Consider the following 15,740-nt stretch of genomic DNA (forward strand, 5'->3'; position numbering starts at 1 on the left):
GTGATTAGCTCTGCCGAAGATCTCTGGCACCAAATTTTGGAGCGGTTGCAACTGTTGCTCAGTCGCCCGACGTTTGAAACTTGGATTAAGACAGCAACGGTGCAGTCCTTTGATGGCCAGACCCTGACGATTTGCACCCCCAATCCCTTTGCCCGCAATTGGCTGCAAAAGTACTATTTGAAAACCATTGCCGATGTGGCACGGGAAATTGTCGGTGAGGCGGTGGAGATTGAGCTGGCGATCGCCCAAGGGGCAGAGCATGACACCAGCATTCGCCCCACCAGTCGTGCTGAAGTAGAGGCTACCACCCCGCCCGCTCGTCATCGCGGCAGTGAACTGAATCCCAAGTATGTCTTTTCCCGCTATGTCGTTGGCCCCAATAATCGCATGGCCCATGCGGCCTGCTTGGCAGTGGCGGAGTCACCGGGGCGGGAGTTTAATCCTCTCTTTCTCTGTGGCGGCGTTGGCTTGGGCAAGACCCATCTCATGCAGGCGATCGGTCACTATCGCTTGGAAATTGATCCCAATGCCAAGATTTTCTATGTCTCGACCGAGCAGTTTACGAATGATTTGATTGCCGCCATCCGCAAAGACAGTATGCAGAGCTTTCGCGAGCACTATCGGGCGGTGGATGTCATGCTCGTGGATGATATTCAATTTATTGAGGGCAAGGAATACACCCAAGAGGAGTTTTTTCACACCTTCAATACACTGCACGAGGCCGGTAAGCAGGTGGTTTTGGCCAGCGATCGCCCCCCCAGTCAAATTCCCCGCCTGCAAGAGCGCCTCTGCTCCCGCTTTTCCATGGGGCTGATCGCCGATATTCAACCCCCGGACTTGGAAACCCGCATGGCCATTCTCCAGAAAAAAGCGGAGTACGAAAATATCCGCCTGCCCCGCGATGTGATTGAGTATATTGCCGCCAGCTACACTTCCAATATTCGGGAACTAGAGGGGGCACTGATTCGAGCGGTGGCCTACATTTCCATTTCTGGGTTGCCGATGACGGTGGAAAATATTGCCCCCGTTCTGAGTCCAGCCATCCGCAAAATTGAGACCTCCCCAGAGGTGATCCTGAATGTGGTCTCTGAAGCCCTGAATGTGTCTATTAGTGATCTCAAGGGCAACTCCCGCCGTCGCGAAATTAGCATGGCGCGTCAAGTGGGTATGTATCTGATGCGCCAATACACGGGCTTGAGTCTGCCGAAAATTGGTGAAGAGTTTGGCGGCAAGGATCACACCACCGTCATGTATAGCTGTGACAAGGTGGCCGAACTGCAACGTACCGATCCAGAAATGGGCAGCCTGCTGCGACAACTCAGCGATCGCATTAACTTGGCCAGCCGTCCCACAGAGCCATAGTGCGCAGAGCCTTCCTATGCCAAGATAAAAACAGTCTTGAAAGGGGTATGAATGCACATCCTCATTCCCGCCGCCGGCATGGGTAAACGCATGGGGGCAGGCCACAATAAACTGCGCTTGCAACTCTTGGGTAAACCTCTGTTGGCATGGACATTGGCAGCGGTGGCTGCTGCGGAAGCGATTGAATGGATTGGCGTTATTGGCCAGCCAGAGGATTTTTCCACTTGGGAAGCACTCCTTGGGGACTTGAACCTACGGCAGCCCGTCCAGCTCATCGAAGGGGGTGAGACCCGTCAAGCCTCCGTTTTTAATGGGTTACAGGCACTTCCCGAAAGGGCTGAGCAGGTGCTGATCCACGATGGTGCCCGCTGCCTTGCCACCCCCGATCTGATCAACCGCTGTGCCCAAGCCCTAGAGACCTATGCCGGACTCATTGCCGCCGTGCCGGTCAAAGATACGATTAAAATCGTCAACCATGAAGGGGTTGTTGTCCAAACCCCAGAGCGGGACTCCCTGTGGGCCGCTCAAACTCCCCAAGGCTTTCGCGTCGAGCCGTTGCGTATTGCCCATGAAATGGCGGTGGTCAAAGGCTGGGAAGTTACAGATGATGCTGCCCTCTTTGAACGCCTAGGCTATGCCGTACATATTGTCTTGGGCGAAGAAACCAATCTCAAGATCACCACTCCCAGCGATCTCCCCCTTGCAGAACGAATCTTGCAGCATCGCCGGGAGCAAGGCCAAGGGGACACGATGCCCTAGGCCAAGGTTTCGGGACAGTAGCCCAAGCCTTGAATGAACTGCTTGCGAAACGCTTCGATGTCATCGTAGTTGGGGTAGCCGTGGGAAACGATCGCCACTTGATAACGGCGCATCACATCCACCATTGACTGTCCGGTTTCCAGTGCCCACAGTGCCATTTTCAGCGAAATCCCCGGTGTGTAGGGGAATCCCAATTCGTTCAAGAAGGCGCGGAAATTCCCTGCTTGTTCGTTGGAGAGGGGCGAATGCATTTTAATGCGAATCACCCACCCATCCACTTGATGAATGACTGTAACAAACTGTATTGGTAGCTTGGCGTATTCATGCAAGAATTGCACAACCCGCAGGGTAAGGCTGGCATTGCTGAGGTGATAGATGAAATCCATGGTGTTGACCTCTTACCCTTGATACTTTTATTGTCGGTGGCACCTAGAGCGATCGCCTAGGGGAATTGTCCGCGATTTGCTGGGGGAACCCCCCCTATCCTCAAGATTGAGATAATCGCTGCTGCGGCGTGCCACTGAGCAGATCATGGGCTGCCTGCAAAATCCTTGGAATCTTCTGCCGATGGGGACTCTTTTGCAAACAGGGGTCTAAATCCAAGTGCTTGACTTGGGCTGCATTGGCTCCAGGAAACCAGTGGCCGCCGTTGCCAAGCAAGTTATAGCGCATCCGCGCATAGTCCAGCAAATCGTAGGCCTGCACCAGATTCCACAGCCAGAGAATGGTGGGGATATTCACCTCACCGGGGGTGTGGCGATAGTCGGGCAATCCCTGATGCCAAGTGTGGTACCAGTCTTCCCCCAACCGCTCAATGGCGGCTTGCTCCAGTCGCGCCAAGATCGGCGGCAAAATTTCATCGGCCCGATCCAACAGATCGAGCACCTTGAGATGCTCATCAAAATCACTGGGGCGAGCAGCACCGACACTCAGGGTATGCACTTGGGGATGGGAGAGGCAAAACAAATCGTTAAAGACCATTGGGCTTAAGGGGGCACACAGTTCCACTAGGCGTTGGGGTGGCTTGTAGAGCATCCCCCCCTTATCCGCAGGGCTAATGATAAAGACGCCCATATCCCGCGCTTGGGCATCGAGGATGGCGGGCCAATTCTGCTGATTGATGTAGTACCAGTGCAGATTGACGTAGTCAAAGGCATCGCTGGCGATCGCCCGGCGGATCACCTCCAGACTGCCGTGGGTAGAAAAGCCAATGAAGCGGATCTTTCCTGCCGCTTGCCAGTCCCGTGCCACCTCTAGGCATCCCCCCGGTCGCAGCACCTGTTCCAGATGCTCTGGCAAATTAAGGCCATGAATCGCCAGCAAATCGATGTAGTCCAGCCGCAGATTACGCAGCGAGGTTTCCAAGGTTGCCCGAAATTCCTTGGCGGTGGGTCGCGGCCCCACTTTGGTTTGCACGATCAGCTTTTCGCGAGGCAGCCGCGGCAGAATTTTGCCCAACTGCACTTCTGAGGTGCCATAGCCGCGGGCGGTTTCAATATGATTAATGCCTAGCTCGACGGCTCGGCAAATCGTCGCCTCTAAATTGCGTTGATTTTCTTCTGGAATCGTACTCGGGCTGACATCCTGCCATGAAAACTGATAGCGCATGCCGCCACAGGAAAAGACAGGCATTGGTAATTGGGTGCGACCAAAGCGACGGTAGCGCATAGTCAACTCAATAAACGTTTCTTCATCATTGTCGCGAAATTCCCGATCCTGCGCTAACGGGGGCATGAGGGGCTGAGGCAGCGGCACTGAAGAGAGTATCCACAACATCCCTTGGTTTGGGCTAGGCTGGAAAAAAATGACAGCAATTATTTTGTATGTTCCAAGGGAAAAGCAATTCTCTCCTGCCTCTACTCCTTTCCTTGCTGGCCACCCTCGGCCTTTTGGGCATTGGTGCAGGGCTGGTGCTTCGCCTCATCAATAACGGCGAAATCATTGGCAATGGTGGTCTCAATCTCGGAACCAAGGGTCAATCCACGTTTACCCAAGTCAAGAATGTCCCCAGTGGTCTTTTTAATTATGGCGGTAGCACCACTTGGGCACCCATTCGCCGCGATGTGGATCCGCTGCTGCAGGCGGCTTGGCCCAATTTTCAACTGCGCTATGTGGATCCGCCCACTGGAACGCCGGGGTCGGGCAGTGGGATCCGCATGTTATTGAATCATCAACTGTCTTTCTCGCAATCTTCCCGTCCCCTCAAGGACGAAGAGCTAGCCAAGGCAGCGGCTCAGGGTATTAAATTAACTGCCATTCCTGTTGCCATTGATGGGCTGGCGATCGCTGTCAATCCGAGGCTAGAAATTCCCGGACTGACGGTGCAACAAGTGGTGGATATTTACACCGGCAAAGTAACCAATTGGCAACAGGTGGGCGGCCCCAACCAAAAGATTACCCCCTTCTCTCGCCGTCCGGAAGATGGTGGTACTGTTGAATACTTTATTCAGGAAGTGCTAGGGAAGCAGCCTTTTGGTCGCAATGTGGTCATGGTTCGCGATACCACCGATGGCCTACGGCGCGTCGCCGCGACACTGGGGGGTATTTATTATGCCTCTGCGCCGGAGGTCGTGGGTCAGTGCAGCATCCACCCGCTTCCCCTCGGCCGCCAAGCCAATGAGTACGTGCCTCCCTATCAAGACCCCTATGTTCCCCCTGAGCAGTGTCCCCAAGAGCGCAACCAACTGAATCAGCGTGCATTTCAAGAGGGGACGTATCCCATCACCCGCCGCCTATTTGTCATTACCAAGGAGGACAATAGCCTCGATGCCCAAGCAGGACGTGCCTACGCTGCACTCTTGCTCACGGATCAAGGGCAAGCCGCCATTGAAAAGGCAGGATTTGTGCGCCTGCGCTAGCGATCGCCCCCTGAACAGGGTTTTGGCTGAAATCAATATTCTGGCACCGCCACCCCAGATAATAGATCTGGCCACCTGCTTCTTAATCTGAATCCATGACCTACAAGCGACTCAGTGACAGCGAACGCCAGCGTGTCTTTCAACAGTACACCGCCGGACAAACGATCAAAGCTCTAGCAGCGGAATTTGGTGTGAGTGAAAACACCATTCGGCGTGTGATCAAACAAATGGAAGAAGAAGCGGCTGCCCCTGAAGCTCCCCTATTGGCGGTGGCTGCAACGGATGACATGCCAGAGGAAGAGGATCTAGAAGATGTAGAGACGGCAGAGGCCGTTGTCCTCGATGAGGATGACTACAGTGATGCAGAGGATGACGATCTCGAAGATGACGATGACGAGGAACTTGAGGGGGATATTCCCTTACCGGATCTCGCCGATGTAGAAGTGGTGCAGTCGGTGGAGGTCATTCCCCTTGCAGAAGCAGTGCTGCCCCGTCCTTGTTATGTTGTTGTGGATCGGCGGGCGGAACTGCTCACCCGTCCCCTAGAAGCCTTTCGCGGTTTAGGTGCCCTCTCTAGTGAGGAAGCGCAACAAAGTACCCTACCCATTTTCGATAGCCGCCCCGTGGCTCTACGCTATTCCCAGCAAAATCAACGCCTCTATAAGGCCAGTGATGTCCAGTGGCGCAAGACCGTTATTAAGGTGCCCGACGGCGAAATGCTGCGGAAAGTGCGCAGCTATCTTCAGTCCAAAGGGATTACCCGCTTGCTCTACCATGGACGAGTGTATGCCCTGGATTGAGGTAAGCTAGGGGGGGACAGCCCTTTTCTAAAACGTGGGGTTCCTCAAGGAGTAGTGATCAACCATAGCTTTGGCTCTTTCCAGAGTCTTGCGTACCTTGTGAAAAGGGCTGTTATCACGAGTGGAGGTGTCTCCCTTTCAGTGTTGGTAGATTAGGTAAAACCGATATGAAAGCAATGATCTTGGCGGCTGGAAAAGGCACGCGGGTACGCCCGATTACATACACCATTCCGAAGCCAATGATCCCAATTTTGCAAAAACCGGTGATGGAGTTTTTGGTAGAACTTTTGCGGCAGCATGGGTTTACTGAAATTATGGTGAACGTTAGTCACCTAGCCCACGAAATTGAAAGCTATTTTCAGGATGGCCAACGCTTTGGTGTGGAGATTGCCTACTCCTTTGAGGGCTATATCAAGGATGGCGAACTCGTGGGCAAAGCCCTAGGCTCTGCGGGGGGGATCAAGCGAATTCAAGATTTTCACCCCTTTTTTGATGACACCTTTGTGGTGCTGTGTGGGGATGCCCTCATTGACTTGGATTTGACGGCAGCGGTGGCTTGGCATCGCCAAAAGGGGGCGATCGCTACCGTGATTATGAAAACAGTCCCCAAAGAGGATGTCTCTAGCTATGGCGTCGTCGTCACCGATAAGAGCGATCGCATTATCGCTTTTCAAGAAAAACCTAGCGTTGAAGAAGCCCTGAGCAACAATATCAACACGGGAATTTATATTTTTGAGCCAGAAATTCTCGACTACATTCCCTCCAACCAGGAATACGACATTGGCAGCCAGCTGTTCCCTAAATTGGTGGAAATGGGTGCCCCCTTCTATGGCCTAGCAATGGACTTTGAATGGATTGATATTGGTAAAGTCCCCGATTACTGGCAAGCGGTGCGCGGCGTTCTTGAGGGCACAATTAAAAATGTCTCGATTCCCGGCCATGAGCAGTTCCCCGGCATTTATACCGGGCTGAATGTGGCGGTCAACTGGGATAAAGTCACAATTCAAGGCCCTGTATACATTGGCGGCATGACCAAGATTGAAGATGGGGCAACGATTATTGGGCCGACGATGATTGGCCCCAATTGCCACATTTGTAGCGGTGCTGTCGTCGATAACTGTGTGATTTTTGAGTATTCCCGCCTTGGTTCGGATGTGCGTCTTGTGGATAAGCTGGTCTTTGGCCGCTACTGTGTTGACAAAACAGGTACGACGATTGATCTCAAGGCTGCTGCCCTCGATTGGCTAATTACCGATTCACGGCAAACGGATATTCAGCCGAGTCCCCTCGAGTTGAAGGAGATTGTGTCTTAGAACTGGCTCTATGCCCATAACATTTGCGAATCAGTTGCAAAGCGGTTTTACCCTTTTCCTGAGCCTACTGGTGGAGGCAGTGCCGTTTCTGCTGCTGGGCATTTTGCTCTCTAGCGCGCTGCTGCTATTTGTAGATGAGCAGGCGCTCATTCGTCGCTTGCCGCGATCGCCCCTGCTGGGGGCCTTGGTCGGCAGTTGCATTGGCTTTCTTTTTCCAGTGTGTGAGTGTGGCAATGTGCCGGTGGCGCGGCGATTATTGGTGCAAGGACTGCCTACATCCGTGGCCATTGGTTTTTTGTTGGCAGCACCGACAATCAACCCGATTGTGATTTGGGCAACGTGGACGGCCTTTCGTGATCAACCGGAAATTGTCGTCTTTCGCGTCCTCTTTTCGCTAGCGATCGCCACCCTTATTGGCTGGGTTTTTAGTTTCCAAAAGGATCTAACCCCCTTTTTGCAGCCCACCGTCACCAGTCTCATGCGTCGTCCCCAGCCTCAAGCAGCCACTATACCGGCCTTGCTCCAGTCAGGCACCTACCTGTTGGGAACCCCCGGCCAACCCCTTGCCATGGAAACTCTCACGCTTGCGCCACCGACTGCAACGATGCCTTGGCAGCAGCGTCTGCCCCAAGTCCTGGAGAATGTGGTGCAGGAATTTCGCGAATTGGGGGGAATTTTAGTCCTCGGTAGCCTAGTGGCGACTCTTATTCAGGTGGCGGCTCCCCGCGAACTCATTCTCAGCCTTGGCCAAGGGCCGGTGATCTCGATTGTGGCAATGATGATCTTGGGCACAGTGATTTCCATTTGCTCGACGGTTGATGCCTTTTTTGCCCTTGCCTTTGCTGCCACGTTTACGCCGGGGTCAATTCTCGCTTTTCTTGTCCTCGGACCGATGGTAGATCTCAAGGGGCTGGGATTACTGCTGACGATTTTTCGCCCCCGTGCTCTAATTTACCTCTTTCTGTTGGTGGCACAATTGACGTTTTCCCTTTGTTTGTTTTTGAATTTGCAGTGGAGTTAGCCGTGGTTGTTAAGCCAGAGTGGTTACGGGTCAAAGCACCCCAGTGGCAGCGGGTCGGTTCCGTCAAGGAACTGTTGCGGGACTTAAACCTCAATACCGTTTGCGAAGAGGCCTCTTGCCCCAATATTGGTGAATGTTTCCATGAGGGAACGGCGACATTTTTAATGATGGGGCCAGCTTGCACCCGCGCTTGTCCTTACTGCGATATTGATTTTGCGAAAAAGCCACTGCCCTTGGATGCCACTGAACCCCAGCGACTGGCGGAAGCAGTGGTGCGAATGCGGCTCAATCATGTTGTCATTACCTCGGTAAATCGGGATGACTTGGCTGATGGTGGTGCCTCTCAGTTTGTGGCCACGATTCAGGCTGTGCGGGCGCGATCGCCCCAAACAACCATTGAAGTGCTCATTCCCGATCTCTGTGGCAATTGGCAGGCCTTAGATCAAATTCTCGCCGCCAGTCCCGAAGTGCTGAACCACAACACCGAAACCGTGCCCCGTCTCTATCGGCGGGTGCGTCCCCAAGGCAACTATCAGCGCAGTCTGGAACTGCTGCAACGGGTGCGCGATCGCGCCCCTTGGATCTACTCAAAGTCAGGCATGATGGTGGGTTTGGGAGAAACCCCTGAGGAAGTGGCGGCAGTGATGGCGGATCTGCGTCAAGTGGGCTGCGACATTCTCACGATTGGCCAGTATCTGCAGCCGAGTCCGAAACACTTACCCGTGCAGGCTTTTATTCCACCAGAGCAATTTGAAGCATGGCGGCAGCTTGGCGAATCCATGGGCTTTTTGCAGGTGGTCTCCTCTCCCCTCACCCGTAGTTCCTACCACGCCGAGCAGGTGCGTGCCCTGATGCAACAGTATCCCCGCCAGCGTCCTGCAACAAACCTCCTCGGATAAATTTATTGCAATTTAATCGCAACTAAGCTAGGCTAAGCAATAGGAAAAATCTGCATTAAAAAACCCCCTTGGGTGGGGGCGTTTTATGGACAACCGTGATCTTGCATTAAGGTTCGTTAACCTAAATTGCGAAAGACTACGCCTTCAGGCTGTCGTTGGCCAAGAAATGACCAATGTGGTAGGCACGCTCCTCCGTTTTCAGCAGGATTTGGTCATAGAGGTAGGCAGTGGCGCGATCGCCCAAACTCTCTGCTTGGGTAGCCTGTTGCCGCAGAACACCAATGATTGCCTGTTCGGCCTGCAAATCATTAGTGAGCATTTGGCGGCAATTAAAAGCCCCCTCCGGTTCAGGGGTAAAGCAGCAGAGCGTGGCCAACTGTTGAAAACCGGCCACAGGCACGCCCCCCAGACCATTCAGACGTTCACCCAAGTCATGGACGTGACCTTGCACCTGTTCATAGCAGTCTTGGAAAAACTGATGCAGTGGATAAAATTCTGCCCCCTCAACCACAAAATGATGCTTTTGGTACTGCAAATACAGGGCTTGAAAACTGGCCAAGAGGCGATTCATCCCCTCACAGATGGGCGTGGTGGTGGCTTTCTCCAGCAGTACAACTGTATCTTTCATCTCGCCAAACGCTTGGCGCGGCAATGCACTGGTCGTCATAGCACGATGCTCCTTTGCGGACACTAGTGAGCTAACTAACTTAGCTCTGACAGCCCGATCCTAAACTACCTTTCTGTACATTTTCAATAGTGGAGTGCTTATTGAATGTCTATAAACCCCCACCTTATTGCAGTTCAGTGGCAATTACGCTGGCCGATCTACCAACGGTTGATTGATCTAGAGGTGCCCTGTGACTATGCTCCCTATCAACCCCTGAGGGTCGAGGTCAACTCCCCCTTAGCTGCCTTACAGGTGTGGTCAGTGGTGCGGCAGATGTCTGCTCCCCGTGACACCCTAGTCGATTGGCTAGAACAGTGTTGGCAGTGCTCTTTGACCACCTTGAGTGAGTATCACAATCCTGCTGAGTCCTAGGGGAATGTACAACCCGCAGGTGGTGCAGCACTGAATATGGCAGGCGTGATATTGGTAACTGTTCCTGCGCCAGTTGTGCTAATAGTAACTCCACCGTTGTTAAGGCTAAGATTCGGCCTATCAACAACACGGAAGATGACAGGAGCATTCTGGGGTCGTAAGCGGAAACCTGCACCACTTGTTTCGACGTTACTAAATACGTTTGCACACAGTGTTGCATTATTATCAGCCCGCAGCTCTAAACTTCGCGTGGCAGGATTCCCTTGAGTGAGGGTGTTATTGTTGACTGTGGCATTGAGGCGAGAAGTATTCTGAGCACGCAGTCGCACTGCTTCACCACCAGCTGTTGCTTGGATACTGTTATTGCTAACCTCAAGTTGCAAGCTAGCATTGTTAGTGGTATCGATTTCTATCCCGCGATCGCTGACACCAGAAAGCTGATTGCCAACAATTCTGACCCGTGCCGGTGTTGGATTGGCAGCATTCGTGGTGAACTCAATGTCAATGCCGTCATTACCATTGCCAATATTTTGGATTACATTATTTTCAATGTTTAGCACCACTTGTCCTGCACTGTTGGACTCCAGCGTGATGGCATCATCATTGAGGATGTTGCGTATCTCATTGTTGCGAATTGTGATGTATGCACTAGGAGGTGCAATTGGAGCCGCACTGCTGACAATATCAAACGTCATCCCCGCATCAGAAATATTGTTAACCACGTTATTTTCTAGAACGGCTGTGAGGTTGGCACCATCGCCAATATTGAAGTCAATGCCATCACTGCCGTCGGTACCTGTACCAATGTTGCGAATCTGATTGTTCCGAACGATAACAGTTGCACTCGCCGGAGCCGCACAGTTCGCAAACTGATTGTCACTGAAACGGTCAGCCACAGCAAAGCTATCGCCACGGCAGAGGTTAAATTCAATTCCATCCACACGATTACCTGGCGTCAAGTTGTTTTCAGTCACGTTATCTTCGATGGTAATGTTGGCGTTGCCACGATTGTTGCGAATGAAGATGCTAGTTTCGAGGTTAGTATCTGTTGCTGTTTGGCCAACATTACGGACCGTGTTGCCATGAATAGTTACATTTCCAAGGGCATTATCTAGGCCAATTCCCTCACCAATACCACCATTAACAGTGTTATTTTCAATCGTTGCGTTGGTGCTTTCAGTAATACTGATGCCACGGCGGTTAAAGGCAGGGGCAGTTGTGCTCGTAATTGTAACGGTATTATTGCGAACCACAGGGGATTCAGCATTGACTAAAATGATGCCACTGCCATTGGTACTCGTAATTTGGTTATTGGTAATTTGTACACCAGTACTATTCGTTATACTGATGCCGTTGGCATTGATGGTTGTAATTTGATTGTTGAGAATACGCGGTGGATTGACGTTATTACCAATAATCGCAGGTTGGCCGGCAGGCGGTGTAATATTGAAGCCATCAATTGTATTATTCTTAGCTAAAACAATAGTGGCAGCTATAATAGGCTGTTGGTTAATCGGTGTGAGCGCAGGAATAGTAATCGTTCCAAGTGTACTAGGAAGTTGTCGATTCACAGTTGCTGAAAGCAGTTGAACTCCATCTTGGAGATTAATAATGCCTTGACCTGCGGTATTGCCATCCGTATCGGCAACACCAACCAAGACAATGTCATTTTGAGCAAGGGGTAAATCATTAATACGGGCAGCGCTACCTGCTCCAGTATCAACTGTAAAAACTCGATAGGGTTGACCTGTGGCAGGATTAATTGCTGCAATTTGATCCTGAACCAGTTCGTTATCAACGGTAATAAAGCTAAGGCGCTCGGGGGATTCGCCTAGACGGGCTGCTACATTTTGACCCTGTTCTGGAGCACGGCGGCGACTACCTGCGACACCGGGAAAAGAAACCCCAATTCCAAACCAAGCTTTCGTGCCAAAGCGATCATCATTTTGCACTGTTGCACTGAGGCTGAGGTACTCAATAGGGCGGGTAGCTAAACGGGCACGGACGCCAACAAAATCAGCAATACTCTCACCGCTGTAGTAGTATAAACCTGCGTAACCCCGCAGATAGTCTTTACCTAATGGAACCAATCGGGTTCCTACTTCAAAGTCAAAACCCGTCAGCGCTTCTTGGAAAAGGCGATCGCGATCAAGGAGAATCTGATTGTTTTGAGTGGTGCCGATTGAACCCACTGCTTGATTGAGGAGCACTTGTCGAGTCCCTAGGGGGATATAGCCGTTTATACGGACATCAACATCTCCCAAGAGTTCCAGACCAAGCCCAAGCTGGTTAAAACCTGCATCTCCCGTGTTGCGAAAATCGTAGGATAGGTAGCCACCAAGGGCAAATTTCTGATTGCCTGTCAGGGCACGGTAGCCAAGGGTCAAATTGTACCCCAAGGCTGTATTGGGCGTGGCCATGAGGAGTTTGCCTTCAAAGAAGCCGACGCTAGCACCCTGCTGTTGAAAGAACGGAATAAATGTTTCTGCACTGAGGTAGTTATCAAAACCAGCGCCTTCACTATTGAAGCGAATCGTTCCACGGGGCTGGATTCGAGGCCCTAAAATTTCCTCTGCTGATGACTGGCCAACGGCTGCATTGTTCAATCCTAAAATGACGCCCAAGCCAACTAGGCAGCTTCCTAGAAGCTTCCCCCAAGAACGCATATACACTCCTCAACACCTAAACTGGCGGTAGCCGATGATGTGCGACCGCCTTGATAAAGATATTGGTTTGCATTTAAGGAGCGATAAAGAACTGCTTAGCTCAACGTTAAGGAATCAGCCGCAACAGTCGGCCATTTTGGGGGTCATCCGTGAGAACATATAGGTAGCCATCGGGGCCTTGGCGCACATCCCGTACCCGCTGACCGATGGGGATGCGTCCTTGGCTTTCAACAGCAGTATTGGTATTCACTCGAATTTTGCGCACATCTTGGGAGACGAGACCGCCGGCAAAAAGGGCACCTTGCCACTGGGGAGCGCGATCGCCCCGATAAACTGCTAGCCCTGAAGGCGCAATGGCCGGTGTCCACACCACCAAAGGATCCACCATCCCCGGCCGGCGCCGCTCTGGGGTAATTTCTGCCCCCCAATACTCACGGCTATAGGTGACCACTGGCCAACCATAGTTGGCACCACGCTCAATGCGATTGAGTTCATCACCACCAAGGGAGCCGTGCTCCGTTGACCACACCGTTTCTGTGACTGGATCAACCACCAGTCCTTGGATATTGCGGTGGCCGTAGCTCCAGAGTTCGGGGGTGGCCGTGGCATCGCCCACAAAAGGATTGTCCTCCGGCACAGTGCCATCGTCCCGCAGGCGAATAATTTTGCCCAAATGACTGCGGCGGTTTTGGGCTTGCTCGCGAATTAATTTGCCTTCCAGTTCAATTGGGGGATTGCCGCCATCGCCAATGGCCATGAGCAATGTGCCGTCGGGGAGCCAAGCCAAGCGGGAGCCAAAATGCTGTGCCCCAGTTTTCGCTTGCGAGACTTCAAAGAGAACTGTCACCTCTTCAAGGCGATCGCCCACCAGACGCCCCCGTGCTAGGCGAGTACGATTCGCGGATGCTGTGCCATGGGCATAGGTAAGATAAACCCAATTGTTTTCAGCAAAGCGGGGGTGAAGGGCGACATCCAATAAGCCCCCTTGGCCTTGGCCAAAGACCGGCGGCACGCCACGAATAGGTGAACCCAAACGCCCTTGGTGAAATCGCCGCAACCGTCCGGGGCGCTCAGTAATCAACGCACTGCCATCCGGCAGCCAAGTTACTGCCCAAGGATGCTCTAACTCTTCAACAACGGTTTCAATGCGTACCGCCAGTGTTGGTGGTGGCTGCGATTCTAACAGGGGTTCAGCGGTTGATAAGGGTAACGGGGTATCCGACTGCGCAATGGGACTACAGCCTAGGAATACCCCGATCGCCCCCATGAGGGGGAGTAATTTGACAAATCGATAACTAGGCAATGGGTGTCACATCTTCAGAACGCTCTGCACCTTCAGACTCCGGCAAGACCACCGGCAGTTCCAAAGAGGCAGCATCAGAAGCAGGGGTCGGGGCATCCGTTTGCTGCCGCCGTTGCCAGAGGGTCACCCCCACTGCCGCTGCTGTAATTGCACCTGCACCCAGTCCAAGGGCGATCGGCAGCTTGCTGCTATCGAAGAATGAGGAATTACTCAGACTTTGATGACTTAACCCTTTGGCATAGGCACAGGCTTGGGCAGAACTGGGTTGCGGCATTGCCACCAAAGTGGCAGACAGACCAACAGTCACGGCAATGAGGGGACGCAACATAAACGACTCCTTAACGAATGTATTCTTTGAGGACACTGTTGCGGTTGGGATGGCGCAGTTTCCGCAGGGCCTTGGCCTCAATTTGGCGAATGCGCTCACGGGTGACGTTAAAGAGTTGACCAATTTCCTCCAACGTTTTCATGCGACCATCGTCCAAGCCATACCGCAGTTTTAACACATCTCGCTCGCGGGGGCTAAGGGTGCACAATACCGTTTCTAAATCTTCGCGCAGCAGGTGCTTGGACACTTGATCTTCAGGGGTTTCACCGTCGGATTCAATGAAGTCCCCCAGACGGGAATCCTCTTCTTTACCGATAGGGGTTTCTAGGGAGATGGGGAGTTGTGCCGATTTGGCAATGAAGCGCAGTTTTTCAATCGTCATTTCCATGCGATCGGCAATTTCTTCCTCAGTGGGTTTGCGCCCCATTTCCTGTGAGAGGAGTTTAGTGGTTTTCTTAATCCGCGAAATGGTTTCGTACAGGTGCACAGGCAGACGAATGGTGCGGGATTGATCGGCAATGGCGCGGGTAATCGCTTGGCGAATCCACCAGGTGGCGTAGGTGGAAAATTTATAGCCCTTTTCGTGGTCAAATTTCTCAGCAGCGCGGATGAGCCCTAGGCTGCCCTCTTGAATCAAGTCCTGAAAGGATAGCCCCCGGTTCATGTATTTTTTGGCGATCGAGACCACCAGTCGCAGGTTCGATTGCACCATTTTTTCTTTGGCTTTGCGACCCACAAATAAGCGATGGCGAAAGGCTTGCACGGTCATACCCAGCTCTGTAGCCCAAGGCTCAGGATTGCGCTCTAGCTCTTCAGGGGTACAGCCGAGTTGTTGACACAGGCGATCGCGCACTCGCTCCATTTCTAGGAGATCGGCAATTTTGCGCGCCAATTCAATTTCCTCGTCGGCACGCAACAGACGAATGCGGCCAATTTCTTGCAAATAGAGGCGTATCGAGTCCTCGGTGTAGTGTTTCTTCTTGACCTGTGTCCGCCGTCGGCTGGCACGACCTTTTGTGGGCTTGTCGTCAAGATCGTCGCTGACCTCCTCAAAGTCTTCGCTCTCCTCTTCCTCGATCTCTACAGCATCAAGGCCATAGTCACTGAGTAGAGCCACCTCATCCTCAAGGGGGGCTGTTGCGGGGTCGTAAACGTCAAGTACATTCGCTTGGGTCATGCCGTTGTCCTCGTAAAATCTCCCTAAATGTGTATTGTCAGTGTGTTGTCGGCAACCGTTGCCTTTGGTGACGCTAGAATCGTCAGCCACATTTCAATCATGGAATGTAGCTAAGGAAAGCGGTTGGACGGGGGCATAGGCTCTAGATTCCACATCCTCAGGATCTCTGCCGCTGGATCATCTTGAAAAATTTCCTGTGTGACCCATGGGGTCAG

The 15,740-nt window shown here is 52.5% G+C and carries 15 protein-coding genes; 8 read left to right on the forward strand and 7 right to left on the reverse strand.

Annotated features, from left to right (window positions below):
• The gene (dnaA, locus tag RHJ31_RS00005; protein ID WP_206200529.1) at positions 1-1,362 is read left to right on the forward strand and encodes a chromosomal replication initiator protein DnaA; all 1,362 of its coding nucleotides are present in this window, start codon (positions 1-3) and stop codon (positions 1,360-1,362) included.
• 51 nt (positions 1,363-1,413) lie between these two features.
• The gene (ispD, locus tag RHJ31_RS00010) at positions 1,414-2,121 is read left to right on the forward strand and encodes a 2-C-methyl-D-erythritol 4-phosphate cytidylyltransferase (protein ID WP_206200530.1); all 708 of its coding nucleotides are present in this window, start codon (positions 1,414-1,416) and stop codon (positions 2,119-2,121) included.
• On the opposite strand, the gene RHJ31_RS00015 is transcribed toward ispD, so the two are convergent.
• Both RHJ31_RS00015 and RHJ31_RS00020 read right to left on the reverse strand, forming a co-directional pair.
• A complete protein-coding gene (locus RHJ31_RS00015) occupies positions 2,118-2,507 on the reverse strand; it encodes a hypothetical protein (RefSeq protein ID WP_206200531.1) in 390 nt (129 codons plus the stop codon). The genes ispD and RHJ31_RS00015 overlap by 4 nt on opposite strands.
• A gap of 100 nt (positions 2,508-2,607) precedes the next feature.
• On the reverse strand, positions 2,608-3,789 hold the full coding sequence (locus RHJ31_RS00020; protein WP_206201545.1) for an aldo/keto reductase: 1,182 nt from the start codon (positions 3,787-3,789) through the stop codon (positions 2,608-2,610).
• A 155-nt stretch (positions 3,790-3,944) separates the two neighbouring features.
• Between RHJ31_RS00020 and RHJ31_RS00025 the strand changes: the two genes are divergently transcribed.
• From RHJ31_RS00025 to lipA, 5 genes are all read left to right on the forward strand, one after another.
• Complete coding sequence (locus RHJ31_RS00025; protein ID WP_206200532.1) at positions 3,945-4,979, forward strand: PstS family phosphate ABC transporter substrate-binding protein; 1,035 nt, start codon at positions 3,945-3,947, stop codon at positions 4,977-4,979.
• A 95-nt stretch (positions 4,980-5,074) separates the two neighbouring features.
• Complete coding sequence (locus RHJ31_RS00030) at positions 5,075-5,779, forward strand: helix-turn-helix domain-containing protein (protein WP_302676897.1); 705 nt, start codon at positions 5,075-5,077, stop codon at positions 5,777-5,779.
• A gap of 167 nt (positions 5,780-5,946) precedes the next feature.
• On the forward strand, positions 5,947-7,092 hold the full coding sequence (locus RHJ31_RS00035; protein WP_206200534.1) for a sugar phosphate nucleotidyltransferase: 1,146 nt from the start codon (positions 5,947-5,949) through the stop codon (positions 7,090-7,092).
• A 10-nt stretch (positions 7,093-7,102) separates the two neighbouring features.
• Positions 7,103-8,113 carry a permease gene (locus RHJ31_RS00040; protein ID WP_302676898.1) on the forward strand — a complete coding sequence of 337 codons (1,011 nt, stop codon included), beginning with the start codon at positions 7,103-7,105 and terminating at the stop codon, positions 8,111-8,113.
• A 2-nt stretch (positions 8,114-8,115) separates the two neighbouring features.
• The gene (lipA, locus tag RHJ31_RS00045) at positions 8,116-9,012 is read left to right on the forward strand and encodes a lipoyl synthase (protein ID WP_206201546.1); all 897 of its coding nucleotides are present in this window, start codon (positions 8,116-8,118) and stop codon (positions 9,010-9,012) included.
• A gap of 136 nt (positions 9,013-9,148) precedes the next feature.
• Here lipA and RHJ31_RS00050 read toward each other — a convergent pair whose 3' ends face one another.
• On the reverse strand, positions 9,149-9,679 hold the full coding sequence (locus RHJ31_RS00050; protein ID WP_302676899.1) for a Dps family protein: 531 nt from the start codon (positions 9,677-9,679) through the stop codon (positions 9,149-9,151).
• Positions 9,680-9,784: 105 nt separating this feature from the next.
• On the opposite strand from RHJ31_RS00050, the gene RHJ31_RS00055 reads away from it, so the two are divergent.
• Positions 9,785-10,051, forward strand: a complete 267-nt coding sequence (locus RHJ31_RS00055) for an Asr1405/Asl0597 family protein (protein ID WP_302676900.1) — start codon at positions 9,785-9,787, stop codon at positions 10,049-10,051.
• Here the strand turns inward: RHJ31_RS00055 and RHJ31_RS00060 are convergent.
• From RHJ31_RS00060 to rpoD, 4 genes are all read right to left on the reverse strand, one after another.
• The gene (locus tag RHJ31_RS00060; RefSeq protein ID WP_302676901.1) at positions 10,048-12,675 is read right to left on the reverse strand and encodes a right-handed parallel beta-helix repeat-containing protein; all 2,628 of its coding nucleotides are present in this window, start codon (positions 12,673-12,675) and stop codon (positions 10,048-10,050) included. The two genes, RHJ31_RS00055 and RHJ31_RS00060, sit on opposite strands and share 4 nt — an antisense overlap.
• Before the next feature lie 148 nt (positions 12,676-12,823).
• The gene (locus RHJ31_RS00065) at positions 12,824-13,984 is read right to left on the reverse strand and encodes a PQQ-dependent sugar dehydrogenase (RefSeq protein WP_399375712.1); all 1,161 of its coding nucleotides are present in this window, start codon (positions 13,982-13,984) and stop codon (positions 12,824-12,826) included.
• Between the two features lie 28 nt (positions 13,985-14,012).
• Positions 14,013-14,348: a hypothetical protein gene (locus RHJ31_RS00070; RefSeq protein ID WP_302676903.1), complete on the reverse strand. Its 336-nt coding sequence runs from the start codon at positions 14,346-14,348 to the stop codon at positions 14,013-14,015.
• A 10-nt stretch (positions 14,349-14,358) separates the two neighbouring features.
• Positions 14,359-15,525, reverse strand: coding sequence for an RNA polymerase sigma factor RpoD (gene rpoD, locus RHJ31_RS00075; protein WP_302676904.1), 1,167 nt, complete (start codon positions 15,523-15,525; stop codon positions 14,359-14,361).
• Positions 15,526-15,740: the final 215 nt, after the last annotated feature.

Source organism: Thermosynechococcus sp. JY1331, from assembly GCF_031583475.1.
Classification (GTDB): domain Bacteria; phylum Cyanobacteriota; class Cyanobacteriia; order Thermosynechococcales; family Thermosynechococcaceae; genus Thermosynechococcus.